Annotated in this window: 24 protein-coding genes and 11 pseudogenes; 18 read left to right on the top strand and 17 right to left on the bottom strand. The window is 33.3% G+C overall.

Translation table 11 applies throughout. The features are described from left to right. Nucleotides 1–232: 232 nt before the first annotated feature. Entirely contained in the window at nucleotides 233–460 is a 228-nt protein-coding gene (locus tag QRY57_RS11845) for a hypothetical protein (protein WP_098302966.1), read from the bottom strand. Between the two features lie 831 nt (nucleotides 461–1,291). Beyond that, on the bottom strand, nucleotides 1,292–1,807 hold the full coding sequence (locus tag QRY57_RS11840) for a DUF3231 family protein (protein WP_286017514.1): 516 nt from the start codon (nucleotides 1,805–1,807) through the stop codon (nucleotides 1,292–1,294). 339 nt (nucleotides 1,808–2,146) lie between these two features. Here QRY57_RS11840 and QRY57_RS11835 point away from each other — a divergent pair, with 339 nt between their 5' ends. Both QRY57_RS11835 and QRY57_RS11830 read left to right on the top strand, forming a co-directional pair. Beyond that, entirely contained in the window at nucleotides 2,147–2,452 is a 306-nt protein-coding gene (locus QRY57_RS11835; protein ID WP_026592379.1) for a WGxxGxxG family protein, read from the top strand. A 430-nt stretch (nucleotides 2,453–2,882) separates the two neighbouring features. After that, on the top strand, nucleotides 2,883–3,665 hold the full coding sequence (locus QRY57_RS11830; protein ID WP_286017513.1) for an alpha/beta fold hydrolase: 783 nt from the start codon (nucleotides 2,883–2,885) through the stop codon (nucleotides 3,663–3,665). Between the two features lie 168 nt (nucleotides 3,666–3,833). Here QRY57_RS11830 and QRY57_RS11825 read toward each other — a convergent pair. From QRY57_RS11825 to QRY57_RS11810, 4 genes and pseudogenes are all read right to left on the bottom strand, one after another. After that, nucleotides 3,834–4,359: pseudogene (locus QRY57_RS11825) on the bottom strand (site-specific integrase). Nucleotides 4,360–4,391: 32 nt separating this feature from the next. Beyond that, on the bottom strand, nucleotides 4,392–4,856 hold the full coding sequence (locus tag QRY57_RS11820) for an ArpU family phage packaging/lysis transcriptional regulator (protein ID WP_286017512.1): 465 nt from the start codon (nucleotides 4,854–4,856) through the stop codon (nucleotides 4,392–4,394). Between the two features lie 529 nt (nucleotides 4,857–5,385). Next, nucleotides 5,386–5,583, bottom strand: a complete 198-nt coding sequence (locus QRY57_RS11815) for a hypothetical protein (RefSeq protein ID WP_026592381.1) — start codon at nucleotides 5,581–5,583, stop codon at nucleotides 5,386–5,388. Nucleotides 5,584–6,105: 522 nt separating this feature from the next. Continuing rightward, nucleotides 6,106–6,432, bottom strand: a complete 327-nt coding sequence (locus QRY57_RS11810) for a hypothetical protein (protein ID WP_208019610.1) — start codon at nucleotides 6,430–6,432, stop codon at nucleotides 6,106–6,108. Nucleotides 6,433–6,677: 245 nt separating this feature from the next. Between QRY57_RS11810 and QRY57_RS11805 the strand changes: the two genes are divergently transcribed. After that, nucleotides 6,678–7,277 carry an undecaprenyl-diphosphatase gene (locus QRY57_RS11805; protein ID WP_286017511.1) on the top strand — a complete coding sequence of 200 codons (600 nt, stop codon included), beginning with the start codon at nucleotides 6,678–6,680 and terminating at the stop codon, nucleotides 7,275–7,277. Between the two features lie 110 nt (nucleotides 7,278–7,387). Here QRY57_RS11805 and QRY57_RS11800 read toward each other — a convergent pair. From QRY57_RS11800 to QRY57_RS11770, 7 genes and pseudogenes are all read right to left on the bottom strand, one after another. Further along, nucleotides 7,388–7,987 (bottom strand): annotated as a pseudogene (locus QRY57_RS11800) (hypothetical protein). Nucleotides 7,988–8,023: 36 nt separating this feature from the next. Beyond that, entirely contained in the window at nucleotides 8,024–8,215 is a 192-nt protein-coding gene (locus QRY57_RS11795; RefSeq protein ID WP_208019467.1) for a DUF3954 domain-containing protein, read from the bottom strand. A gap of 76 nt (nucleotides 8,216–8,291) precedes the next feature. Then, nucleotides 8,292–8,654 carry a cell division protein SepF gene (locus QRY57_RS11790; protein WP_286017847.1) on the bottom strand — a complete coding sequence of 121 codons (363 nt, stop codon included), beginning with the start codon at nucleotides 8,652–8,654 and terminating at the stop codon, nucleotides 8,292–8,294. 263 nt (nucleotides 8,655–8,917) lie between these two features. After that, entirely contained in the window at nucleotides 8,918–9,088 is a 171-nt protein-coding gene (locus QRY57_RS11785) for a hypothetical protein (protein ID WP_286017949.1), read from the bottom strand. After that, a pseudogene (locus tag QRY57_RS11780) lies at nucleotides 9,085–9,993 on the bottom strand (DnaB-like helicase C-terminal domain-containing protein); the annotation flags it as partial. The gene QRY57_RS11785 and the pseudogene QRY57_RS11780, both read right to left, overlap by 4 nt. Further along, nucleotides 9,973–10,155, bottom strand: a pseudogene (locus tag QRY57_RS11775) (RNA polymerase subunit sigma); the annotation flags it as partial. The pseudogenes QRY57_RS11775 and QRY57_RS11780, both read right to left, overlap by 21 nt. Before the next feature lie 28 nt (nucleotides 10,156–10,183). After that, nucleotides 10,184–10,697, bottom strand: a pseudogene (locus QRY57_RS11770) (helix-turn-helix transcriptional regulator). Between the two features lie 27 nt (nucleotides 10,698–10,724). Here QRY57_RS11770 and QRY57_RS11765 point away from each other — a divergent pair. The 5 genes and pseudogenes from QRY57_RS11765 to QRY57_RS11745 form a co-directional block, all read left to right on the top strand. Further along, nucleotides 10,725–11,054 (top strand): annotated as a pseudogene (locus QRY57_RS11765) (ImmA/IrrE family metallo-endopeptidase); the annotation flags it as partial. Between the two features lie 20 nt (nucleotides 11,055–11,074). Beyond that, nucleotides 11,075–12,216, top strand: a pseudogene (locus QRY57_RS11760) (site-specific integrase). 481 nt (nucleotides 12,217–12,697) lie between these two features. After that, a complete protein-coding gene (locus tag QRY57_RS11755; RefSeq protein WP_349775678.1) occupies nucleotides 12,698–12,955 on the top strand; it encodes a polymorphic toxin type 17 domain-containing protein in 258 nt (85 codons plus the stop codon). Nucleotides 12,956–12,975: 20 nt separating this feature from the next. Continuing rightward, entirely contained in the window at nucleotides 12,976–13,302 is a 327-nt protein-coding gene (locus QRY57_RS11750) for a hypothetical protein (RefSeq protein WP_286017510.1), read from the top strand. Nucleotides 13,303–13,444: 142 nt separating this feature from the next. Then, entirely contained in the window at nucleotides 13,445–13,702 is a 258-nt protein-coding gene (locus tag QRY57_RS11745) for a hypothetical protein (protein ID WP_098768174.1), read from the top strand. A 9-nt stretch (nucleotides 13,703–13,711) separates the two neighbouring features. Here QRY57_RS11745 and QRY57_RS11740 read toward each other — a convergent pair. Next, nucleotides 13,712–14,110 (bottom strand): annotated as a pseudogene (locus tag QRY57_RS11740) (SH3 domain-containing protein); the annotation flags it as partial. Between the two features lie 361 nt (nucleotides 14,111–14,471). Here QRY57_RS11740 and QRY57_RS11735 point away from each other — a divergent pair. Continuing rightward, nucleotides 14,472–15,578: an acyltransferase family protein gene (locus tag QRY57_RS11735; RefSeq protein WP_286017509.1), complete on the top strand. Its 1,107-nt coding sequence runs from the start codon at nucleotides 14,472–14,474 to the stop codon at nucleotides 15,576–15,578. Between the two features lie 739 nt (nucleotides 15,579–16,317). Further along, nucleotides 16,318–17,343 (top strand): sunset domain-containing protein, encoded by a 1,026-nt coding sequence (locus tag QRY57_RS11730; protein WP_286017508.1) that lies wholly within the window; start codon nucleotides 16,318–16,320, stop codon nucleotides 17,341–17,343. A 359-nt stretch (nucleotides 17,344–17,702) separates the two neighbouring features. On the opposite strand, the pseudogene QRY57_RS11725 reads toward QRY57_RS11730, so the two are convergent. Beyond that, nucleotides 17,703–17,940: pseudogene (locus QRY57_RS11725) on the bottom strand (glutathione peroxidase); the annotation flags it as partial. Between QRY57_RS11725 and QRY57_RS27135 the strand changes: the two are divergent. Both QRY57_RS27135 and QRY57_RS11720 read left to right on the top strand, forming a co-directional pair. Continuing rightward, nucleotides 17,920–18,018 (top strand): annotated as a pseudogene (locus QRY57_RS27135) (RNase A-like domain-containing protein); the annotation flags it as partial. The pseudogenes QRY57_RS11725 and QRY57_RS27135 sit on opposite strands and share 21 nt — an antisense overlap. A 75-nt stretch (nucleotides 18,019–18,093) precedes the next feature. After that, on the top strand, nucleotides 18,094–18,462 hold the full coding sequence (locus tag QRY57_RS11720; protein ID WP_286017507.1) for a hypothetical protein: 369 nt from the start codon (nucleotides 18,094–18,096) through the stop codon (nucleotides 18,460–18,462). Between the two features lie 7 nt (nucleotides 18,463–18,469). Here QRY57_RS11720 and QRY57_RS11715 read toward each other — a convergent pair. Beyond that, a pseudogene (locus tag QRY57_RS11715) lies at nucleotides 18,470–18,568 on the bottom strand (cation-efflux pump); the annotation flags it as partial. Between the two features lie 263 nt (nucleotides 18,569–18,831). Here QRY57_RS11715 and QRY57_RS11710 point away from each other — a divergent pair. From QRY57_RS11710 to QRY57_RS11690, 5 genes are all read left to right on the top strand, one after another. Then, entirely contained in the window at nucleotides 18,832–19,311 is a 480-nt protein-coding gene (locus QRY57_RS11710) for a hypothetical protein (protein ID WP_026592983.1), read from the top strand. Nucleotides 19,312–19,488: 177 nt separating this feature from the next. Then, nucleotides 19,489–19,893 carry a hypothetical protein gene (locus QRY57_RS11705; RefSeq protein ID WP_432804072.1) on the top strand — a complete coding sequence of 135 codons (405 nt, stop codon included), beginning with the start codon at nucleotides 19,489–19,491 and terminating at the stop codon, nucleotides 19,891–19,893. Then, nucleotides 19,881–20,306: an Imm70 family immunity protein gene (locus tag QRY57_RS11700; RefSeq protein WP_286017506.1), complete on the top strand. Its 426-nt coding sequence runs from the start codon at nucleotides 19,881–19,883 to the stop codon at nucleotides 20,304–20,306. Before QRY57_RS11705 ends, QRY57_RS11700 begins: the two co-directional genes overlap by 13 nt. 202 nt (nucleotides 20,307–20,508) lie before the next feature. Next, nucleotides 20,509–20,706, top strand: a complete 198-nt coding sequence (locus QRY57_RS11695; protein WP_286017505.1) for a site-specific integrase — start codon at nucleotides 20,509–20,511, stop codon at nucleotides 20,704–20,706. A gap of 12 nt (nucleotides 20,707–20,718) precedes the next feature. Next, the gene (locus QRY57_RS11690; protein ID WP_286017504.1) at nucleotides 20,719–21,207 is read left to right on the top strand and encodes a site-specific integrase; all 489 of its coding nucleotides are present in this window, start codon (nucleotides 20,719–20,721) and stop codon (nucleotides 21,205–21,207) included. A gap of 3 nt (nucleotides 21,208–21,210) precedes the next feature. Here QRY57_RS11690 and QRY57_RS11685 read toward each other — a convergent pair whose 3' ends face one another. Further along, nucleotides 21,211–21,690 carry a glutathione peroxidase gene (locus tag QRY57_RS11685; protein ID WP_286017503.1) on the bottom strand — a complete coding sequence of 160 codons (480 nt, stop codon included), beginning with the start codon at nucleotides 21,688–21,690 and terminating at the stop codon, nucleotides 21,211–21,213. A 209-nt stretch (nucleotides 21,691–21,899) separates the two neighbouring features. On the opposite strand from QRY57_RS11685, the gene QRY57_RS11680 reads away from it, so the two are divergent. Beyond that, nucleotides 21,900–22,121 carry a DUF3925 family protein gene (locus tag QRY57_RS11680; protein WP_170833621.1) on the top strand — a complete coding sequence of 74 codons (222 nt, stop codon included), beginning with the start codon at nucleotides 21,900–21,902 and terminating at the stop codon, nucleotides 22,119–22,121. The last annotated feature ends 61 nt before the right edge of the window (nucleotides 22,122–22,182 follow it).

Below are 22,182 nucleotides of genomic sequence, written 5' to 3'. Positions count from 1 at the left end.
GAGTCAATAGGATAGGATAAGCGATTGAGCTTGTCCTATCCTATAATATATGCTTGTCCTTCTCAAAATGTGAAAGAGAGCACTTCCCTTCCTTAAGTAAGTGCCCTCCACAGACATGGGGTAACATGTCAGAAACCTTTCTATACATTGTATAGTTATATACTTGTTCACATTCCTCATTATTATTTAATTTCTATATAACAAAGAAGAAAGCACCCGTTTTTGGATGCTGTCAATTATTATCATTATAGTTACGTTCCAATATAATGTTTAATTCTCTTTCTGGTTCCTCATTTTTTGGATGTCGATAATACTCTAATTTATATTTCTTTACATCATAATTAAAGAGGCCAATCTTAATACTTTTAGTTTCTTTCAAAACAGCCATTAAACTAGCTACATCCTCATTCTTCGCATCAAGAATCATTTCTCCAGATTTATTTCTAAAAAATACCCTCATACGATCATCCCCTTTCCCCTATCTATTCGACAGAAAAGAAGAATATCCTACATAATAAAAAGCACTCCATAAGGAATGCTTTTTATTATAAGTTTTCATATTTAGTTAGTTCTGTTTCAAACTGATTAATTGTATTTTGATATTGTTTTTTTATCGAATCCGTAAATGTCAATACTGAAAGAAGATTCTCCATGATTTGTGTAAATTCAACTTCTCGAAGTAACTTATCGTAACTAATATAAGAGCAACCATGTACCAGTTGCCCTTTCGTCAAAATCTTATGTTATTACTATAAATACGGTAAATGAAGTTTTACTTTTAAAAAGTAGAAAGCTGCCATTCACTAGAATAACAGTTTCCCCAAATAAACAAGTCGTGTTTGTATATCGCATATTTCATTTAGTTTGGTGAAGGTGTTTTCACGCCTCTTTCATCTAACAACCGCGACAGACACTCTTGGTCGACTTATCAGACCGTCCTCATTCCATCTACCTAGAATGTTGTTAACTGAAAGAGAGCAAAAGCCCTTCTCCGTCTACACAACGTGAATTGCAATTGAATGTGAAAACAAGAAACAACTGTTCATCCAATCTACAACCACCGCCACCGGTCATGACGATCCATTTTCAGTTATCAGGAATCTTGTGAGCATTGTTTTCCGCCACTACTCACAATAAAAATATAACATGCTAATTCCAAAACAACCGGCACATTTACTGCCAAAAAGCGGTCATGACTCTGCCACTTATTTTAATTCGCTAATTACCTTTATTTTCCTAGACTGCCTCACTGCAACAGTCATAAATAATAAATTGAGTTTTCATTCAGTTTTTATGCCTGATCTGATTGTAGAACATGTAATGGAGGTGGAATAATCCAACCTTTTTTCTTATTCAGACGAAGCAATATAGCTCCAGCTTGTGCTTTTTTCATATGAAATTGACCAAACATCATTCCAACATCTTCTCGAAGAGATTGTCCCATAGCTTGGCTACATGCTACTAAACCAGCAGCAAGACCTGCAGAAACCGTTGCCGCAATTTCTGCGTCATTTATACGAGCGCCAGGTGGAATAGTTTCAATAGATGCAACTGGTCTTTCTGGAGGTGCTGGCGGTAATGCAACACCATTTAATTTTAATAAATTTTTTAATTCTTCAACTTCTGATTGGATATCATTCTCTACGAGATTTTCTAAAAATTTCTTCAAATCCTCGTCTCCTGTGTGGTTAATAAGAACTTGATATCCAGCAATTGCACCTTGTGCCGCTGCAAGATAACTCCAAATCCCAAAGACTTCACCGTAGTGCATTGGTTCATTTTGTGGATTTCCACTTAAAATACCCATTAAAATATTCCTCCTTAAAGAAATTAATCTTTTAACAACAATGCTTACTATAGAAAAAATTTTCCCAACCATGTTCCAGATTAAAGAAAATAAGTTCTTATAACTCATAAGGAACACCTTACCCAAATATAGTAATTACCTCCCATAGGATATACTGTTATAAAAAATTTATTCTTATAAATATATAGCAATTAACCTAATCCATTATTATTAGTACTTTTAATAATTAGAAATTAAAGATGATCATCATAATTTCAACTCAAATGGACTTATATATTCTTAAACGAATATTACCTAAAGGAACTGGAGATATTACTAAACACGAAAGGAGGGAAAACTATGAAGAAAAAATTGTCATCTATTTTAAGTGCTCTATTACTAACTATTATGTTTTTTGGTACAAGTGTCCACGCTGAATACGATGGGAATAATATGAATAGAGTTAACAATAATGATATTACAACTCGAGTTAATGACAATAACATGAATAGAGTTAATTATGATACTAGAACTCGAAATGTGAATACAACAAATGATTTAAATAATGATCGTGATGATAATAATAATTGGGCGTGGCTTGGTTTATTAGGACTATTAGGTTTATTCGGTCTTAGAAAAAAAGAAAAAGAACCTGAAAGACGTTAATATAGAACATCGCATTTAACTTTAAAAGATACTTATTTATCAAAAGAATGCAAAACGAATAAACTATGAATCGCCTTTTATAAGGCGATTTTTTATTTTTTCAAAATCTATAATAATTATATAAAAACGGATACCATTAATCGGAAACAATGCATTTCTTAACTTGATGGTAATAATGGAACGGTACGTCCATTTGACGAACTACACTTCTTTTTTATGCTGTTGCTTCACTTACCCATATCTTATATTTTGTGTAACTAACCCAAACAATACAGCCCTTGATATTCATAGCTTCATAACACTTTCTTTTTTGAGTTACACAACACAATAAAAATGAGTAACATTGCACAAAAGCAGAGACTAAACATATTTATTTACCTAGTTGAATATTTTATTGTAAAGGCAGCCTTAATTATATGGAGGAATCCACATGGGATACTTTATTACTGTAGAACCGGGTGTAAGAATATATGTCGAAGATGTAAATCCACAGGGTAATAAAACAATTTTATTTATACATGGATGGCCTTTAAACCATAAACAATTTGAATATCAATTCAATATTCTTCCGGCGATGGGATATCGATGTATAGGCATTGACTGGAGAGGCTATGGTAATTCCGATAGACCATTCAGTGGTTACAATTTTGACAGATTAGCAGATGATATACATGTAGTAATAAAGGCGTTGCAGTTAAAGGGGGTCACATTAGCAGGACACTCCACTGGAGGAGCTATTTCAATTCGTTATATCGCTAGGTATGAAGGGTTTGGAGTATCTAAACTAGTCCTTATAGACGCTGCATCTCCAACTAGTGTTGAAAAAGAATTTGCAAATAAGTTCATTACAGAAACACTAAATGATCGTCCTAAAATGCTTGAGGGCGTCACGGATCTTTTTTTCTTTCAGAAAATCACTAAACCATTCTCAGAATGGTTCTTTCAGCTAGGATTACAGGCAGCTAGTTGGTCAACCGCTGCGATTATGACATCATTAAGAGATGAAAATGTCTACAATGACCTTAGCAAAATAGTTGTACCTACGTTAATTATTCATGGTATCCATGATAAAATTGTTCCATTTTCCAAAGGGAAAGAAACAAAAAATTTAATAGCAAATTCACAACTTGTACCATTTCAATTCAGTGGTCATGGCCCCTTCTGGGAAGAACGTGATAAATTTAACCAACTATTAATACAATTTATTGGCTAATAAAATACTTTTGATAATTAGCACTTCAGTTAAATAATGAGATATAAAAAAATAAATTCGCCCAAAACAATTAGAACAAGAACTTTTTTTAATTTTTTGTTATGCGGTATTTCTTATTATCAACTTGATAGGAAAGCATTGAAAACCCAGAAATGAAAAAAGAAATAATTAGATTTTGAACCTAGTCATTGCTTTATCCATTGTATCTTGGTTCACACCTATGTATCTTAATGTTACTCTTTCGGATGAATGATTGAATATCTCCATTAGCAATGGCTATATTCTTTGTCTGCATATACATATGATATCCGAACGTCTTACGTAGTGTATGTGTTCCAATCTCATCTAATCCAAACTCTGCTGCTGTGGTACTGAGTATTTTATATGCCATGCTTCTTCCGATTGGTCGATTCTTTCCTTGCCTACTCTTGATTAGATACTCATAATCTTCCATATCTTCAATGTACCACTTTAACTCTCTTCTTAATGCTGTAGTAATCTGAATGCGTTTCTGCTTACCTGTCTTCATTTCACGCATTGAGATATGACTTCCCTTTAAATCTCCAACCCTCAGTTTTAAAATATCGCTTATACGTAAGCCTGTATTAATTCCAATTACAAATAAGATGTAATTTCGTTCATTCTTTTCTTTCAGGTATTCCTTGATTTGTTGTATCTGCTCCGGATCTCGAATAGGTTATACAAAATTCACAGATCATCCCCTCCTTAATGATTTTCTACCTCATATACTTCTAATCTCAAAGCAAAAGCTAAATTATAAAAAGCTCTGGACTTCCAACGACGATAAGTACGTTCAGCCATTACAATCTTGTTATAAATCATATAATCACATACGTCTTCTTCTAAATAACGCTTATTAATGATGTCCCTCTGAATTCTCCCTGCACGTCCATTACCCAAACGGCTTAAAAATTGATCAATGCGGAATGACATATTTTTAAGGTATTGTTCACGCTCACTGCGCTTTATATTTTCTAAAGCTACATCTTCTAAAGGATTTCCTACTACATTTGTAGAACCATGATATCTCACTTCATACGAAGGAGTGACTTTCATTTCTTCTCGAACCATTCCGAACTGTCTATAAATACGTACTTCTTCAAGAAGACTTTCTAATTTTTCCTGTGTTGCTGCGCGATCAATTTTAGATAAAAAAGTTAATTGCGTCATATATAAAACACTCCTTGTCTATTTTTCTAATGAAATATAAAAAAGCGGACACCAAACTACAGAGCAATATCGCTAATGCTCTTAATAGTTCAGTGTCCGCTGGTTCTTCCAGTAGGACTAATAATTCAATTGTGTTTATTATACCATTTTCTTCTTTAGTAATTTGTAAAAGGATTATTTTGTTGACTTTTCATCGTATTCATGGATACAAGCATCACACATTTCTGATACTTCATCTATCCAATCCGTTTCTTCCAAACAATTACTGCAGCGTTTCATTTCCCTCTACCTCCCTGTATAAGTCTCAATATTCCGCATATAATGTATACAGGCTATACGCCATAACTTATTTAGCTGAACCTCTATCAGTAGTTCCTTGACTTAAGCAGTTAGCTTTTGCTAGCTGCTCTTTTTGAATTTTTCCGAATAAAATTCTAAATGTTGTCCAATACTATAAATGAGCCGATACAGCTTGAATTAACAGTGAATTCCATAATTTTCTTTCTCCCTTTCCCCGAGGGCTGAGCAGTTAGCTTTTGCTAGCTGCTCTTTTTCTGCCAACTAACTTCAGATAATCAATATGAGCAATTCTTTCATTCTTATCTTTATAAAGGGAAATCCACACAAGTTTTCGTCCCGGCTTTGCGTGTGTTACCTTTGCTAGTCCTCGTAATTCTGGGTAATCCGGGTGATTTACCATTACCAAATCTTTCTCTTTAAACTCCATTTGTAACACCTCATTTCTGTACAAAATGAAATTTTTATTAATTTCCCTAACATTCATGAATACTTGTTCAAATATCGTGCAAATTATAAATAGGCCACCAGCCATAATTATATTCCCGTGAAATTGCGTTAAACTTTAACTCCTTAAGAGACAGTTGTGACAACCGAGCAGTTGGTTTATTGAGCCAGCTGCTTGTTGTATAGATTTTCAATGTAAGTACATACTACCTTTGTAGGGCTTGATTAATTGTCATCTGAAAGGCTCTCTCTGGTTTTCCCCACTTCTGTTTAGGAGAATAGCTTTAAAAGCTGTTCTCCTCTATTTAGTGGGACAAAGTTTTTGTTCTCAAGTTAAGTTTTATTAGGTTCTTTCAATTCCGTATAATATTTCAAATTCCGTTTAAACTATAGCTGTAACTTTAGGTTACAATTCATTGCTGTAAGCGTAGCGCTTCTTTTGTACAACAAGTAGTTAGCTAATTGAGCTAGCTGCTTTGTTGTGCAAAATAGCGTTTTTGTTCAATTATGGTTTAATAACTGTCCATTCCTTTGAATCGATACGTTGCTGAGCTTCTTCCATGCTGATTGCACTACCAGAACCGTCTGAATAAACAACTTGAATCTTTCCGGTCATGAATCCATCAAAATCATGATTGTATGAAATCAACGCATTACCCAAACCTTTTACTTTTACAAACTCGCATCCATCTATATCTTCAACTTGAAAGTTTTTCACTTCTTTTTCTTCCACTTGCTCAATTAGCCAATCATAATCGAACTTTGTCATGCAAATCGCATGATCTGCAATGTTGGTGATATTCTCTTTTACTTCTTTTAATCGCTTATTCATTTATTTCACTCCATTCAAAATAACTATTTTATTAAAAATCTTTAATGAGCTAATCCTTACAGTTTTGTAATACTAATGTCACTAAAATCAATTTTTTCACTATAAACTCTTTACTATAATTTTCCTTATACACAAACAAGAATTGTTAAGAAATAACTAAGCATTAATTAAGAAACCGTTAGGCCTCAGTTAAAAATTTTTTCACATAATAAAGTTATAGACACACAATAAGGAGCGATTTAAAAATGTCTTTTTCTCAATTAAATATTGATGCTTTTCGAGCTATCAATGATTTAGGGAAGCAATATTCATCCCTAAACTCAACTATGGTATTTTTGGCGGAATATATGGTGTATTTTTTAGGTTTAATCATTATGGCTTATTGGTTTACTCAATCTAGAAAAAACAAAATGATGATTATTCAAGCAATGGTTGCTTTCGTAACTGCTGAAATAATTGGAAAATTAGCAGGGAATTTGCATTTGAATTATCAACCATTTGCAGTATTACCTAATGTTAATAAACTTGTCGATCATGCAGTAGATAATTCATTTCCTAGCGACCATACGATTCTATTTTTTTCAATTTGTTTTTCATTTTGGCTTGTTCGTAAAAAGACTGGGTGGTTATGGCTTGTACTTGCATTTTGTGTAGCTATTTCTCGTATCTGGGTAGGAGTTCATTATCCTTTCGATGTCATAACAGGTGCTTTAATAGGAATTATTTCAGCACTATTTTCGTATTGGTTAACACCGAAAATTACATTCATCAAACAATTACTTAATCTTTACGAAAAAATAGAACAAAATGTAATACCATCCAAAAACAAGTCGAAAAACTTTTGATTAATCTCACAAAGCTAAAAAGATTACATATATTACCGAGTATTTTTCAATATTGTCTTGATCGAAGAGCGCTCCCTTGGGCGCTCTGTAATTTTAAAATAACGCTTTTGTTATAAAGTTACTGCTTCTTCTACAAGTTTACTTTTCTCTAATTGTTCAATTGCCATTTGTAATCCTAACCAGTAACCAATTAAACGACGTGGTAACCTTTTACCGAAACCCCAAATATCTTCCATTGTGTCGGAATCTAATAAGCTATTATGGTAAACATCACTTAACTAAAAGTGGTAACTTTCCATAGATGAACTCTCACCAATTGCTGAAATAATGCCATCATATATTTCTTGTCCGTCTTCCGTTTCATTCATATCGTATTCTTCCCAATATTCATCAAGTTCCTTTTTAGCCTTTTCTTCATCGAAATTCCAACGCTCTTCACAAAATGCCGTTAACTTTTCAGTAAAATACCCTAAATTGAATCCTTTGATGTTTTCCAATGTCGCTGGACATGTAAGGTTATACACCGCTTCACCAATATTACCCGAAATAAACACGTTATATCCTGAAAGCACATATTTAGTACGATACATTCCCGTCCCAGGTTTACCCCAATAAATAACTTGTAATTCCTCTTCACCTTGAATTTCAGCTACATGCTTTTCAAACCAATTTTCTTTAATATCTTTAATTGCTTTTTCAATGTATTCCATCTCTCATTCCCCTTTTTCTACAAAATTCAAATTTTATTAAAGCAAATGTGTTTTTCGTTCATCCATACGAGTTACTTTTCCACCTTTATATACAAAGGACTGTTCCCCATGACCACTTGTTGGTGGCTCTATTGGATGAACTTGTCCATCTTTCACAACATAAATCATATTTTCCGCTAATGAAATTTCAGCCTTCATTTCTGCAATGTTCTCCTTGATAATTGCCACCGGAACTACTCCTATTTGTGTTATAATTACTTTGTCGAATAATTATGTCGGGAGTGATCCCGGCTTTTTTATTTGCCTATAAATATTGCACAACATTCTTTGGAATGAATGGTTGTTCAAGTGATAAATGAAGCCGTATCGAAATTGGCTCTTTATTATCTCTTGCTCGCTTACACATTTCTTCTGCTTCTTCCCATTCAAATTGTCTATCCTCCGCTTGTTTATAACGCCAAATCCCAATTGCGTACTCTTCAAATAACTCATAACGATTATCTGGTGCTGTCGTTGCTTTCAATCCATCAATCGCTTTGGCTTGACGAGGTCTTTGTACAACTACATCAGTAAAACGTAATTTTGAATTCAATCGATGAACATTCGCTTTTTTAGAATCAAATGAAACAACAGGCTCAACATCAAAGATTGTTAATTGCTTCGGCATGTTCTTCACTCTTTTCTTTTCTCTTCTCATCATCACAACATAACAAATATCAGCATCTGTTTGTTTAAAGCTATAATTAGCTGTGCTAATCTTTCCGTTCGTTCGCTTATGAATGAATTCTCTTTGCCGCTGTACTAACGATCTAATTGGATGAATACATGAATATCCTCGTTTTTCTAAATCTTGTACAGCATGTAGGATATCTTTAAATTTTTTACGTTTAAGATGAATCATATCTCCATTACGCCAATTTCTTGTTAGAATCATTTTTTTGTTCCCTCCAACACTTGCAAGCTTGCTGCTAAAATCCCTTCAAGCTGCGTTAACGTTAATTGGTCTAATGTTTGTCCGTTTATTTGAGATAATCCTAAACCTAGTAATTTACGAATAATAAGCAATTTTCTTCGTTCAACTTCCTGTCGTAATAACATCATCTGGCCTCCTGTTGCTCATTAAATTTACGCTCTAAGTTAACAAACTTACTAAACTCTTTAATGAACGCCAGCTCTACTGTACCCACAGGGCCATTTCTTTGCTTTGCTAAAATGATTTCAATCACGTTCTTATTCGCTGTCTCAGCATCGTAATAATCTTCACGATATAAGAACGCAATTAAGTCCGCATATTGCTCAATTTGTTCATTTTCACGTAAATCCGATAACATCGGTCGTTTATCTTGCCGACTCTCAACAGCACGACTCAACTGTTATAAAGCAATTACACATACATTCAATTCTCTAGCCATCAGTTTTAATTTCCGACTAATCTCACCAATCTCTTGCATACGATTCCCTCTATGCTTTGGATCACCGACAATAAGCTGTAAATAATCGACTGCTATTAATACTTTTTTATCTGGATATTTACGCTTTAACTTCCTAGTCTTTGCGTAAATTTCTTGCATCGTCACATTTGCTTTATCATATATTTCTAGTGGTAAATTATTTATCAATCCCATTGCCTGGCTAATCTTTTCCCAATCTTTAAGGTTGCATAACTTTTTAGGATTCTTTAATTTCGTAGCATCTACATTTCCAGTACTTGAAATCATTCGCTTAATCAATTGTTCTCGTCCCATCTCCAATGAAAAAATCCCTGTTGCTGTATCTGAGCTTGCTGCATGATAAGCGATGTTTAATAAAAACGCTGTTTTCCCCATTGAAGGACGAGCTCCCACGATGATTAAATCCCCTGCTTGTAAACCAGCTGTCATTCGATTCAAATCGTTGTACCCGGTGTTGATACCTGTTAAATCTCCAACATCAATTTGCATTTTTTTATATAAATCTACTAGTATTTCTCTTAAGTTAAAATCCTCTAAATAACCTGCTTCTATAATTCGAATTCTTATCTCCATTAATTTCTTCTCTTTCTTTAAATTTTTTGCTTTTATTTAATCCCCACAAACTGATGCAATTCGAATATCACCATATAAATTTGCGTCTTTTCTTATCAGTTCTTTATATTGCTTTAAAGTTGGACTCACATAATCAATTGTCATTACTTTAACCTCCCTAGTAATAATCAAATTAACCATCTTTATATTTCCTTGCTCGTAGTGACACTTTCCAATACTTAAATATATCTGTCATCGAAAAACCATACTGATACATAAGACCGCTACAAGGCTCATCATCGAACCCGTGGCATCTAAAATTTCATGCATAGCCTTTTTCATAGATTCTTTCTCCTGTTCAGACCATGCTTGTGAAGGTTTAAACCAACATAATGTATCAAGCTGTTTCAAAGCTTCATTTGTTTCTTGCTGAACCATGTACCTCATACTTGTAGGATGAAGATCAATGTATTCTCCATTAAAGAATGGAATACTTACATGACCTGTTACTTCATTCCACATTTAAAAAACAACTGTGGATCATCAATTCCTTTAGTAATACATTTTCGTAAGTCTTCTGGTAACCGTCGTTTTTCAGTTTCATATTTTGCTAGTGACTCACGACTCACAGGGATTTCTAAGGAAAGTTGTTCTTGGGTGATTCCCTTTCGTTTACGTGCCATAGCAACTTCTTTTCCTATAGACATCATCCACTTCCCCCATCCGTACCTAAAATTGATAATCGTATCTCTCAGCAAGAACAATAGGAGGATTTTGGCCATGAGACCTGTCACATTCTATTTCATTCTGGTAATCAATTATTAATGCATCAAATGTTTCTAGATTATCAAGAAGCATAGGCTAAAAACTTCGCACAACAATTTTGTGTACCTACTTTTATGTTACGAAAGCTTCCTACCCTACAGTTAAAAGCATATATAATCTCAGAAAAATTCAATGTAACAACACAATTTGCTGAAAAAAGACTTTTACATTATGAAAATCAATTATTAGCAAGTAAATTACAGAATCAAATATCAACATACTGCAATTTTCAAAACTAACGCTACAGGAGGTATTGAATATGAAAGGAAGTTTTCGTAAACGTGGAAATACGTGGTCTTTTACAATAGATGTTGGTATAGATCCAATGACAGGCAAAAGAAAAGAAAACAAAAAAGTAAAAGTGGATTTAGAACTAAAAAAGAAGCTCAAAATGCTGCTGCAACAATGATTACAGAAATAGAGAAAGGAATATATTTTGATGACAAACAATTAACTGTTTTAGATGTATGGGAAAAGTTAAAGCCTCTTCGTAAAGCTGAATTAAAAATTACACCTTATGAAAAAGACATGAGCTTAGTTAGGCTCTATATCCTACCTCCATTTAGTTATAAAAAAATTAAAAGCATTAAACCTGTAATGGTTCAAAGCTACTATGCTGAACTTAAAGAAAAAGGACTATCAAATGGTACAATTAGCAATATCCATCGCTGCCTAAGATGTATTTTCAAACACGCTGTAGAATGGGAAATCATACATGATAATATAATGAATAAGGTTAAAAAACCACGTGAAGAGCAAGGTGAGATGAAAACATGGTCTAGCGGGGAATGTAATCGATTCCTCCAGTATCTAAAAGAAAAAAATATTAAGTACCATATGTTCTTCTTACTTGCAATCTATACAGGTATGAGACGCGGAGAATTACTTGCACTAACGTGGAAAGATATTGATTTTGATAATAAACGTATCCTAGTTAATAAATCGCTTGTAAAAACAGAAAAAGGACTATTTAAAGCCGCTACCAAAACTAAGTCTTCAAATAGAAGTATTAGTATCTCTTCTTTTGTTATAGGGAAGTTGCAATCCTACTACTCCTATAAAAAGAAAGAATTTTTCCGCTGGGGTATGCACTTAAATGAAGATGCCTTTATTTTCACCGGCAATACGGTACACTCGCCCTTACATATAGATGCTCCTCATCGCTTTTTGAATGATCACTATAAAAAAGCTGGTGTTCCTCGGATTCGTATACACGACTTACGACATACTCACGCTACACTCATGCTTCAGATCGGGGAACACCCTAAAATCGTACAAGATCGCTTAGGGCATTCATCTATTCAAATGACTTTAGACAAGTATAGTCACATCACACAGAACATGCAGCAACAAGCAGCTGAAAACTTCGAGAGCATAATAAAATCTAATGAAAACACCTGATAAAAAATGAAAAGATTTAATATGAGCAAAATGTGAGCATCGAGGAAAGCCAACACTTATAAACCTTGATATAATAAGGTTTTTCATACTACCTCGTTGAATCTTGGGAGAAAAATGAACAGTTTTAAGATTGTTCATTTGGTATAATATAAAAAATAAAAGAGAGCCGTGAATGCCTATCAAACAAGTATTTATAGCTCTTTTTATTTGTTACATTATATTTTATTATTAAATTGATTTTCATATTTTTCCACCTGTTTTTATATCATTTATGAGCAAATGTATATAAAGTAGCAGACGCTTTCTCAGATCGTGGTCTTACTGCTGATTCAATATTTAGTACACTTCCACCATCGGGACATTGGGGGAGTTATTTAAGTGGTTACCTCATGTTTGATGCTTATGGAGGTTATTACAGACGAAAAGAACAACGAGGAGAAGAGTATCAAAATAATATAATCAATTCGATGACAAAGACTGAATTACTGAATTACCGAATAAAGGACATTTCAGATTTATACCAGGAAAGGAAGTTAAGTTTAATAAGCAACTTAATAGTTACGTTGATAAATTTGAAAATGTATGGACAAAAGGCTCTTATCACGGTGACCCTAAAAAGAATTTTGAATTCGAATGGGATGTACAACTCTCCAAAAAAGGAATGAAGGAATGGGGGAAATATACAAAGAATGAGAAAAAATATATTAACGTTGCTCCAGATGACACAATTTCACACTAACATATTTTAGGAGGATTATTATGTTCCAACTGAGTTTATTTGTAGAATGTCAGAATAAGGACAAAGCATTGACAATATTGCATGAGTTATTAAAAAAAATAGACACCATGATTACTTCACATGATGTAAGCTCAACTGAACCTTATTGGAAGTTTGACGGTTGGTTTAAGGTTGTATGTAATATAGAAACGTCAAGAAGTACTCTTGACGTTGAGGAAGCAGAAAAAATACTTGAAAAGATATCAAATAAATGGTTGTGGGATAAGGGGAAAATTTCTGCTAGTTCTACTATCAATAATGATGGTACAGTGTTTTTTAATGACAAAGTACGATTTTTCACTTGTTAGTTTGAAGACTTTGAATAATTTTTTGATAACCTTGATGGGCAAGATGCCCCTCAAGGTTTTTATAATTTATTGGTACCTATACCTTTAAACATTTAGGGGGATAGAAAACGGATTTAAAATACGAAAGTAAAGGAGATAAATTATGGCAATTCATATTACAATGAATAAAGAATTTGAAGACGAGGAAATAGTTGTATATCAATTTTACCCCTCAGAATATCCAGATAAAGTTGGAAAAATGTATTTTCATAAAAAAGATCAAATGTTTCATGAAATAGATCCAGTTCCGGTAAAATCAACTGCAACAAGTGAACATTACTTTTATTGTGCATGTAGCAGAATAATGCAATGTATCAAGAGTGGTGGAGAATTCTTGGAAGAAATGGAATATGGAGTATAATGAAATAAAAAATGTATAAGTTTCATTTGTTGTTACATAGTATGTCTTACCCTTCCTGTTGTGTACTTTGTATTGTGATGAAGCATTGACAATAACCTTCGCATCGATTGTAAATCCTAATCCTGTATCTAAAGAACCAGCACCATCTTTATCATGCCAAGATGGTGAGTCATAGAAACGTAGGTTGCCCACTTTAGACACAACACGTTTTCCTGCAATCAGATTAACTGGCTCTTTCTTTTCGAATTTGATGTAAGAAGGATTGTTATATACCCACTGATTTCCACCAAGATTTAGCCATCCATCTTTTTCGCCCCACACTTTATATGACTCTGGTTTATTTAACCGACGAATAACAGGGTAACTTCCATTTGGTCCTTTGCGAAGATTAACATTGTAACCTTCAATAACCTCACATATTTATCATAGCTGCGTTTGAATTTCTCGATTACGAGCATAATCCCACTATTTATTTAATTATATGCTGGTTTTCCCCTCTCGCATTATGTAATTTTCATATTGGTCATACTGCTAAAATTTGGTGATTATTGCTTTGACAGGAAAATAAATCTATGTCCTAAATATACTTAACTTGATTAATATCTTATTATAAGGTAAATTTAATGCAATATCGTTTTATGGTAATACTCATCACTCCTTGTTTATAATCGGTTTTTACAAAGGGAACAAATTGTGTCTGCATGCACAATTTTTCTACAATAATTTTAAACATCTATTTGTTTTATAATTTATGTTAAAGGTGGTATGTATGAAGAATAGAGCTCCAGAAATTACGATTTTAAGAAGTATAGCGTGTCTAAGTGTGTTACTTATACATTCTATAACAAAAAACCCTGCAAATTTTGAGTCGGAAAGTATACTAGAACTATTCCTAGCTTATTTTCAATTATTACTTATGTATGGTACACCAATGTTTGTTTTTATATCTGAATTTGTAATAGCTTATAATTATCAAAATAAGCTACCAAATAACTTCATGTTAAAAAGAGTAAAGTTTATATTACTACCTTTTATATTTATGGGGATTTTTTATGCAATAACGTCAAATTACGAAGATGGGCTACATTCAATTTTAGTTCAAGCTACTAGAAATGTTGTATTAGGAGATTACCATGGTTATTTTATTTTAATCATATTTCAATTTTATTTTCTACATATGATCTTTAAAAAAGTAGAAAATCACTTTTCTCCTAAAACCGTTATTCTTTCCTCTTTATTTATAAACTTTATATATCTCGGTTTCTTTAATTTTATTGAACCATTTGATATACCAAGTGCCGACTATATTTGGTATCGATATTCTTGGATTCCATTTCCAGGCTGGATTGCATACTTTTTTATAGGGTATTATGCAGGTACTCACTACGAATATTTTAAATCTTGGTTAATGAAGTATTCCAAACAGATATTTTATTCATGGGTTTTAACTGGCATGATGATAATCCTTTTTCAAAAATTCAACATTATAACTGATATTAGTTCTAAAAGAATTGATATTTTCTTATTCACAATATCTACAATACTACTATTTTTCTATATCGCTTCAAAAATAAAGCATGTACCTAGATTCCTTATATTTGTAAGTCGATATTCTTTTGGAATTTATTTACTACATCCTTTTTTACTTGACACGATAAGTAGTACTATACAAACAAAAATCCCTCAGCTAAGTACAATTCTTGGTGCATTGTTTACGGATTTTTTCGTTGCTCTACTCATTCCAATTCCTATAATATATCTTTTAAATAAATTTAAACTCGGCCCATATATTGTAGGTAAGGTAGCTCCTAGCTTTAAATCAAACTTGAAAGTGTCTAACGAAAAGGTTTACACCCCAAGTCAGAAAAGCTTCTGATTTAAAATATAAAAAACGTCTAACGAAAATGAGACAGATTATTTTATTAGGCAACTTCTTGGGCATGTGGCCCGGTATTATACCGGTACATGCCTTTTCGTTTTTCCTTAGTCCCTATAGGAGTTGCATCATTCTCAATACGTATTTTCATGTGAAGTACATAATAATTAACATTACCTCTTAATTAAAGCTGAATATCCCGCTATTTATTTTGTAAAACATAAAAAGCCAATGCCCCTATCATATAGGAGCATTGGCTTTTTTAATTTATAACGAAAGAAATGCTGAATCTCTTTCCATGAGCTTAAGATTGTAATTTTCACGAAAGTCACTTTTATTTACATAATAAAATTACCGTTTTCCAGTAGATAGACTACAATATTACTCGCATCTTGAAACTCCTAATGCTAAAAATAAAGCTGCTAAGTTTGCTGTAATTGATATTTTTAACATGATAACATCACCTACTTTTGCTACTAAAAACAAAGCTCCGTTTTCTTATAAAATACAAGTCACCGACAATTGCAAGCCCATTAGCCCCCTCCTTTCAGACAGTTAATTATCAATCTATGATTTCGTTGAAAAAACAATAAAATTTATATCTTCTTTTCTTTATATACGGTAAAGAGTTTGAATTTAACTAAAAAAGACAATTTTCTTATTTTATACTGAAAGCATGTAATTTCTAATATATTCCTATATAATCAACAGAGTAAATCTTACAAATGGAGGTATTAAAATGGCTTTTTGGAGTAATATTAGTGCGATTTTATTTTTAGTGACTCTTATTCTACTAATCTTATGTATCATTTCACTTTTTAAGAAAAATGGGAAAGCAATGAAATATGGTAGACCGGCAGTTATTTGTTTGATTATTTCACTTTTAGTATCAGCAACAATCACCACACAAACGAATCACCCAGTTGTTGGCTTTTTCGCTAATTTATGTTTAATCCTATTTTTCTTTTTCCTCGTTCTAGCAATTTTATCTATTATTAAAAAAACTGGCATGGCAAAAAAACAATTTTTAATTACAGGTGGTTTGCTTATGGCTTTTGTTGTATTAGCTACTATCGCAACCCCTTCTACTGAAAAAGTCTCAGTAAAAGATAAAAAACTTGCAACTGAACAAGAAGATAAAAAAGATGTAGACAAGAAAAAAGAACTAGCAAAGAAAGAAGCAGACGAAAAAACTCAAAAACTAGAAGAAGAGCAAAAACGTCAAGCTGAAGAACAAGCTCAAAAACAACAAGAAGAGCAAAAGCGTCAAGCTGAAGAACAAGCTCAAAAACAACAAGAAGAGCAAAAACGTCAGGCTGAAGAACAGGCTCGCAAACAACAAGAAGAGCAAAAACGTCAGGCTGAAGAACAGGCTCAAAAACAACAAGAAGAGCAAAAACGTCAAGCTGAAGAACAGGCTCGCAAACAACAAGAAGAGCAAAAGCGTCAGGTTGAAGAACAGGCTCGCAAACAGCAGGAAGAGCAACAACGTCAAGCTGCTGAGCAAGCTTCACAAAAGAAAAGTACTGTAGCGTCCGCAACTACTAGCAATCAAGGGGGGGCTAATGGACAACCTTTCCAGAATAATCCTAGTGATGATAAAGAAACAAACACTTCTTGTAAAGGACAAATTAAAGGAAATGCTAATTCTAAAAAGTATCATGTTCCCGGCGGTCAATATTACGATTCTACAAAAGATAATATAGTTTGGTTCTGTTCAGAAACTGATGCCAAGGCAGCTGGTTATGTAAAATCGAAAAAATAGACCTTGGATTATTGAATTTTAAATCTTGAAATTCCTATTTCAAAAATTTGAAACGTATATTTTCGAATCTGCCCTAACTGCTTTCAAGCTAAACAACAATTCGTTGCATGGTTGCAATGAGTTTTCTCCATATAAAAAACGTTGGATGACAGCATCATTCCTATCTGCCATCCAACGTTTTTCTTTTATTTCAAATATCCCTTTCTAGAGAGATAGAAAACAAAACATACTACTTGTTTACTAATTTGAACCTAAATTCTGCTTTATTATAGGTACATTTTTTTCTACAACATGAAATCCTTCGTTTTGCATTCTACTTTCGAACAAAACCTTCCATGCTCTTCCTAGAAAATATTAGTTTACAATATTTTTTCAATCTCCTTCCCCAACTCTTCCTGCTTCGTCTGCGGTGCAAAACGATCTATCACTTTTCCGTCGCGCCTATTAAAAACTTCGTAAAGTTCCACTTAACCGCCTTCATGCCAAGTATGCCCGGTGCCTGATTTGTTGCGCGCTATCACACCTTACATCAATTTTCGCAAACATCAGAAAGGACACACCATAATTTCATTCACAGAAGTTCCCAATGGTGACTTGTATAGGAGAGCTAAATGGTATGGAAGAGCAACTGGTCCTACTATATTGGCTGTTGCACAACTATTCGTAGGAACAAAAGAAAAAATAGTTTATGATGAATTTAAAAGTATATGGACTACTTATTACTTATCCATAAAATAAGGAATGATAAATTTGAAAAAAGAATTTAACAAACAAAATTTTTTAGAAAAGAATGGTGAGTTTTCTAAAAACAAATTAAAAGATTTTTTGATATCAGAAATTGAGAAAGATACATTAGAAGATACTATTACATTTTTAAAATGTGAAATTGGAAAAGAACATGAAATATTAAAGGAAGATTTGTATCATGGCGACAAATATGCTGGAGTCATACTTGATGGAAATCAATATTTAATAAAAAAAGAAGGAAAGCAAGCAATAATTATTGATGCAATATCAGAGGAACATTCAAAAGATACAAAATTGACAAGATTTGAATTACCAATCGATACGCTACTATACGTTATCATCAATAAAGACAAAATTTTAGAAGAATTATAATGCCCTATAAATTTAAAATAAATACTACAATTCCTGAGGAAATGACTTCAGCTTTTCCATGACCATACGGATGATCCCCATCAACAGGTTGGTTTAAAATTTTCATTATGTCATCTGTTACGAGTTCCATCTTATGTGCTCTATTTTTGAAATCAATAAACACCATCGAATATCTCATATCATTTTCCTTTTCTACTAAACAGTATTTTTGTTCAATTTATCTATCTAAATACTTTCTCTCATCCTTCTGTAACTAACTTTTTAGAAGAAAATTAAATCCGTAAAGTTTTTTGCATTTTGTCCAAACACAATTTCTACTTCTCAAATAGTATAATATAGACCATTAAAAATAAGGAGAGTGACATACCGATGGCGGATTCTTTTTATTCCCATGATAAGAAGTATTATAAAAATCAGCACCACTCGTATTCAAATCGAAAAAAAAGTAAATGTTTTGTTGAAACTCATACAATTGCCGGTGTGGGAGAAAATCTATCTGGAAATATCCCCTTAACCATTACTATATTACCCGGAGCTCCTCAAACTATTTTCGAAGATTTTACTGATAATCATAATAAAACCTTACTTCAGTTAACAGTTCCTTTAAAAGAGCTTCCTATAACTGTAACTATTCAATCAAGAAGAACTAACAGACCAATTACTGCAACCATTCCTACTGGAGTTACAAGGATTTTTCAAGTAGAAGATTTCGAAAGCCTAACTGCCTCAACAGCTAGTCCTAATCCTGGTTTTTTTAGTGTTTTTATCAAAAAAACTTTCTGCATTTGCTGTAATGATCGAAATGATTCTTGTGATGAATATTATCATGAGTATGACCACAATTGTTAGAGTAAATCACCAAAAAGATTCCTTGAAATATAGGATTCTTTTTTCCTTCATAGGGTCATCGAAGCCTTTCCACCACGCTTACAGTCTGCTTTTGCAGGTGGTGGCCTAACTGGTGAAGGAATACTTAGTACGCTTCCACCATCAGGACACTGGGGTAATTATTTAAGTGGTTATCTTATGTTCGCTAGACCTTCATGGAAAGCTTCTGAAAATGAGTTTGGTGAGATGCACCCTCAATATAATGACCAAGTGGCTTTTAAAGATGGACAGGAAGTATCTAGGTATACAAAAGGGAGTACTAGACCTGATTTTCATGTAGAATGTCATAGTGTAGAGCTTAAAAATTATGACTTGTCCACCAAATCAAAAAGAACTAATCTAGTGAATGTAATTGTCAAGCAAGTAAATGACAGGGATATTCATTTACCTAAAGGTACAAAACAAACTGTTATTATTGATACAAGGGGACAAACTATTCCTGATGAACATTTAAGGGAGATTGTAGCAGGAATAAGCAAGAAAGCTAATACATTACCTGAAGTAGAATTTATAAAAGGGATTGATACTAAATGTCAATTGTAGGATTTAAAGTAGATATATTTTTCTATCAAGCAGGACACCCTGACTTTGTACACAGCTTTTTCTCAACTATCTCATACCATTGTGAGCCTGATGGATGGGGCACAAAATATCCTCTATTAATGAAAGATTTATACTTTGAGAATTTAAAGTGGGAGAATGCTAGTAAGGCTCTTAAAAATGTAGAAGAGATTAGGGAAACATTAAGTAAAATACCCCCATCAGAAGTAATATGGGACATTGAGGACATAACCAAAAGACCACCTTATGGAGATAAAATCCCTGCTAATATAACTAACCTAGCAGAATATCATACTACAGAAAGAGGAACAGAATTTCTCACTTTACTAACTAATTCTCTAAAGGATTCTGAAAAAACAAAAATGGATGTAATAATTAATAAGAAATATAGCTAACCATTTAAAAAATAGATACTTTAAACACCTTGGGATGAAATTCTGAGGTGTTTTATTTTGTCAAAAACGTAGAGTTCAAACTGCTAGGCATTTACAGAAGTTTGTAAACGATCTAGTAGAAGAGTCACATTATGTGGAAGATACAATCGTATTAATTTTTCGCATTATCAGCGCTTCGTTCAAGAAGGCATTTCTAGTACGATTGATAAAGACAAACCCAACTATCGGAGTCACCTTACCTAAAGTGACTCGTAAAGAGATGAAAGTATGGTCAATAGAACAGGTTACTAAATTCATCAATGAGGGAAGACGTGTGAAGTATCCAACACGTTATTATATCGGATATTTAATGGCCGTGCTTACTGGCATGAGACAAGGTGAAATATTAGGCCTACGTTAGAAAGACATTGATTTGGAAAACGGTATTATCTATATCAGACAGACCTTAACTGTGGGTAGAGCGTTGAAGGTCGGAGCAAAAAACGAGGCAAGCGTAAGATCATTACACATCCCTACTGTGCTTATAGAAGAACTAGCGTCACATAAAAAGTTAATCCGACAGGAAAAACTTATCTATGGTGAAGATTACATAGATTTAGACCTAGTCCTTCCTACAATTCACGGTAGGCCTTTAGAACCACGGAGTTTCCGTAGAGCGTTCTATTCACTCACGAAGCACTTAGAGCTCCCTCAGATACGTATACACGATTTACGGCATACTCACGCTACGATGTTGATACAACAGAATATCAACGTCAAATTGATATCTGAGCGATTAGGTCATACGGATATTGATACTACACTAAATACGTATAGTCACGTACTACCAAGTATGCAAAAATCAGTAGCGGAAAAGTTGAACGAGCTGTTTAACGTAAGTGACCAAAATAGTGACTCATAATTTTTAATGGAGAAGTTTTTCAATCTCCTTCCCCAACTCTTCCGGCTTCGTCTGCGGTGCAAAACGATCTATCACTTTTCCGTCGCGTCCTATTAAAAACTTCGTAAAATTCCACTTCACTGCCTTCATACCTAGTATGCCCGGAGCCTGCTCCGTCATATATGTATATAGGGAGTGCGCGTTATCACCTTTCACATCAACTTTAGCGAACATTGGAAAGGACACACCGTAATTTAATTCACAGAAACTTGTAATCTCCTCTTCTGTACCTGGTTCTTGTCCTCCAAATTGGTTACATGGGAAACCTAATATTTCAAACCCTTGCTCTTTATACTTTTCATAAATCGCTTGTAATCCTTTATATTGCGGTGTAAATCCACATTTACTTGCAACATTTACAATGAGAAGAACTTTACCTTCATACTCTCGCAACGATTTTTCTTCCCCTGTAATTGTTTTTGCAGAAAAATCATAAACTGTCATATATATTTGCCCCTCTCTATCATTTCATACTTATTATCATATATGTATTTAACTTTCTCGTCTAATGAGAGCGCTTTATTTCTGTTCAAAAATTCGACACAAACTACTAGACAAATAGCTTGGAAAGTTTTACAATTGAATTGTGAACAAAATGTGACAGTTTACCTTCTAAATTGTGACATTTTCAATTCCATTATAATAAATCAAGGATGGTGTTGATAATGAAAACTGCACAACGTGAAATGATTTCAAATCGCGAGTTTTACTTCGTATTATACATGATGTTACTATTTGTTACCGGTTGGCTTATGGACGTAAATGGGCTATTTCTAAGTAAGTACTTTACACTTGCAGGAATGATTTCTCTTCCACTAGTTGGCGGACTTGTCGGATTCTTTATTATGTCAATTACTAAAGATCAAACTAAATAATAGCATTACATAAAGGCAGAAAACGATTTTTCGTTTTCTGCTTTTTCTTTTATAATAAAAA

Origin of the sequence: Bacillus arachidis, assembly GCF_030285945.1 — a bacterium.
Taxonomy (GTDB): Bacteria; Bacillota; Bacilli; order Bacillales; family Bacillaceae_G; genus Bacillus_A; species Bacillus_A arachidis.
The sequence above is the reverse complement of the archived record's forward strand: the minus strand, read 5'-3'. Positions and strand labels throughout refer to the sequence as shown.

Coding starts and splice junctions, on each gene's coding strand:
- QRY57_RS11845 (WP_098302966.1), bottom strand. CDS start 460: ATGAGGGTATTTTTTAGAAATAAATCTGGAGAAATGATTCTTGATGCG.
- QRY57_RS11840 (WP_286017514.1), bottom strand. CDS start 1,807: ATGGGTATTTTAAGTGGAAATCCACAAAATGAACCAATGCACTACGGT.
- QRY57_RS11835 (WP_026592379.1), top strand. CDS start 2,147: ATGAAGAAAAAATTGTCATCTATTTTAAGTGCTCTATTACTAACTATT.
- QRY57_RS11830 (WP_286017513.1), top strand. CDS start 2,883: ATGGGATACTTTATTACTGTAGAACCGGGTGTAAGAATATATGTCGAA.
- QRY57_RS11820 (WP_286017512.1), bottom strand. CDS start 4,856: ATGACGCAATTAACTTTTTTATCTAAAATTGATCGCGCAGCAACACAG.
- QRY57_RS11815 (WP_026592381.1), bottom strand. CDS start 5,583: ATGGAGTTTAAAGAGAAAGATTTGGTAATGGTAAATCACCCGGATTAC.
- QRY57_RS11810 (WP_208019610.1), bottom strand. CDS start 6,432: ATGAATAAGCGATTAAAAGAAGTAAAAGAGAATATCACCAACATTGCA.
- QRY57_RS11805 (WP_286017511.1), top strand. CDS start 6,678: ATGTCTTTTTCTCAATTAAATATTGATGCTTTTCGAGCTATCAATGAT.
- QRY57_RS11790 (WP_286017847.1), bottom strand. CDS start 8,654: ATGCCGAAGCAATTAACAATCTTTGATGTTGAGCCTGTTGTTTCATTT.
- QRY57_RS11785 (WP_286017949.1), bottom strand. CDS start 9,088: ATGATGTTATTACGACAGGAAGTTGAACGAAGAAAATTGCTTATTATT.
- QRY57_RS11750 (WP_286017510.1), top strand. CDS start 12,976: ATGTTCCAACTGAGTTTATTTGTAGAATGTCAGAATAAGGACAAAGCA.
- QRY57_RS11745 (WP_098768174.1), top strand. CDS start 13,445: ATGGCAATTCATATTACAATGAATAAAGAATTTGAAGACGAGGAAATA.
- QRY57_RS11735 (WP_286017509.1), top strand. CDS start 14,472: ATGAAGAATAGAGCTCCAGAAATTACGATTTTAAGAAGTATAGCGTGT.
- QRY57_RS11730 (WP_286017508.1), top strand. CDS start 16,318: ATGGCTTTTTGGAGTAATATTAGTGCGATTTTATTTTTAGTGACTCTT.
- QRY57_RS11710 (WP_026592983.1), top strand. CDS start 18,832: ATGGCGGATTCTTTTTATTCCCATGATAAGAAGTATTATAAAAATCAG.
- QRY57_RS11705 (WP_432804072.1), top strand. CDS start 19,489: ATGTTCGCTAGACCTTCATGGAAAGCTTCTGAAAATGAGTTTGGTGAG.
- QRY57_RS11700 (WP_286017506.1), top strand. CDS start 19,881: ATGTCAATTGTAGGATTTAAAGTAGATATATTTTTCTATCAAGCAGGA.
- QRY57_RS11685 (WP_286017503.1), bottom strand. CDS start 21,690: ATGACAGTTTATGATTTTTCTGCAAAAACAATTACAGGGGAAGAAAAA.
- QRY57_RS11680 (WP_170833621.1), top strand. CDS start 21,900: ATGGTGTTGATAATGAAAACTGCACAACGTGAAATGATTTCAAATCGC.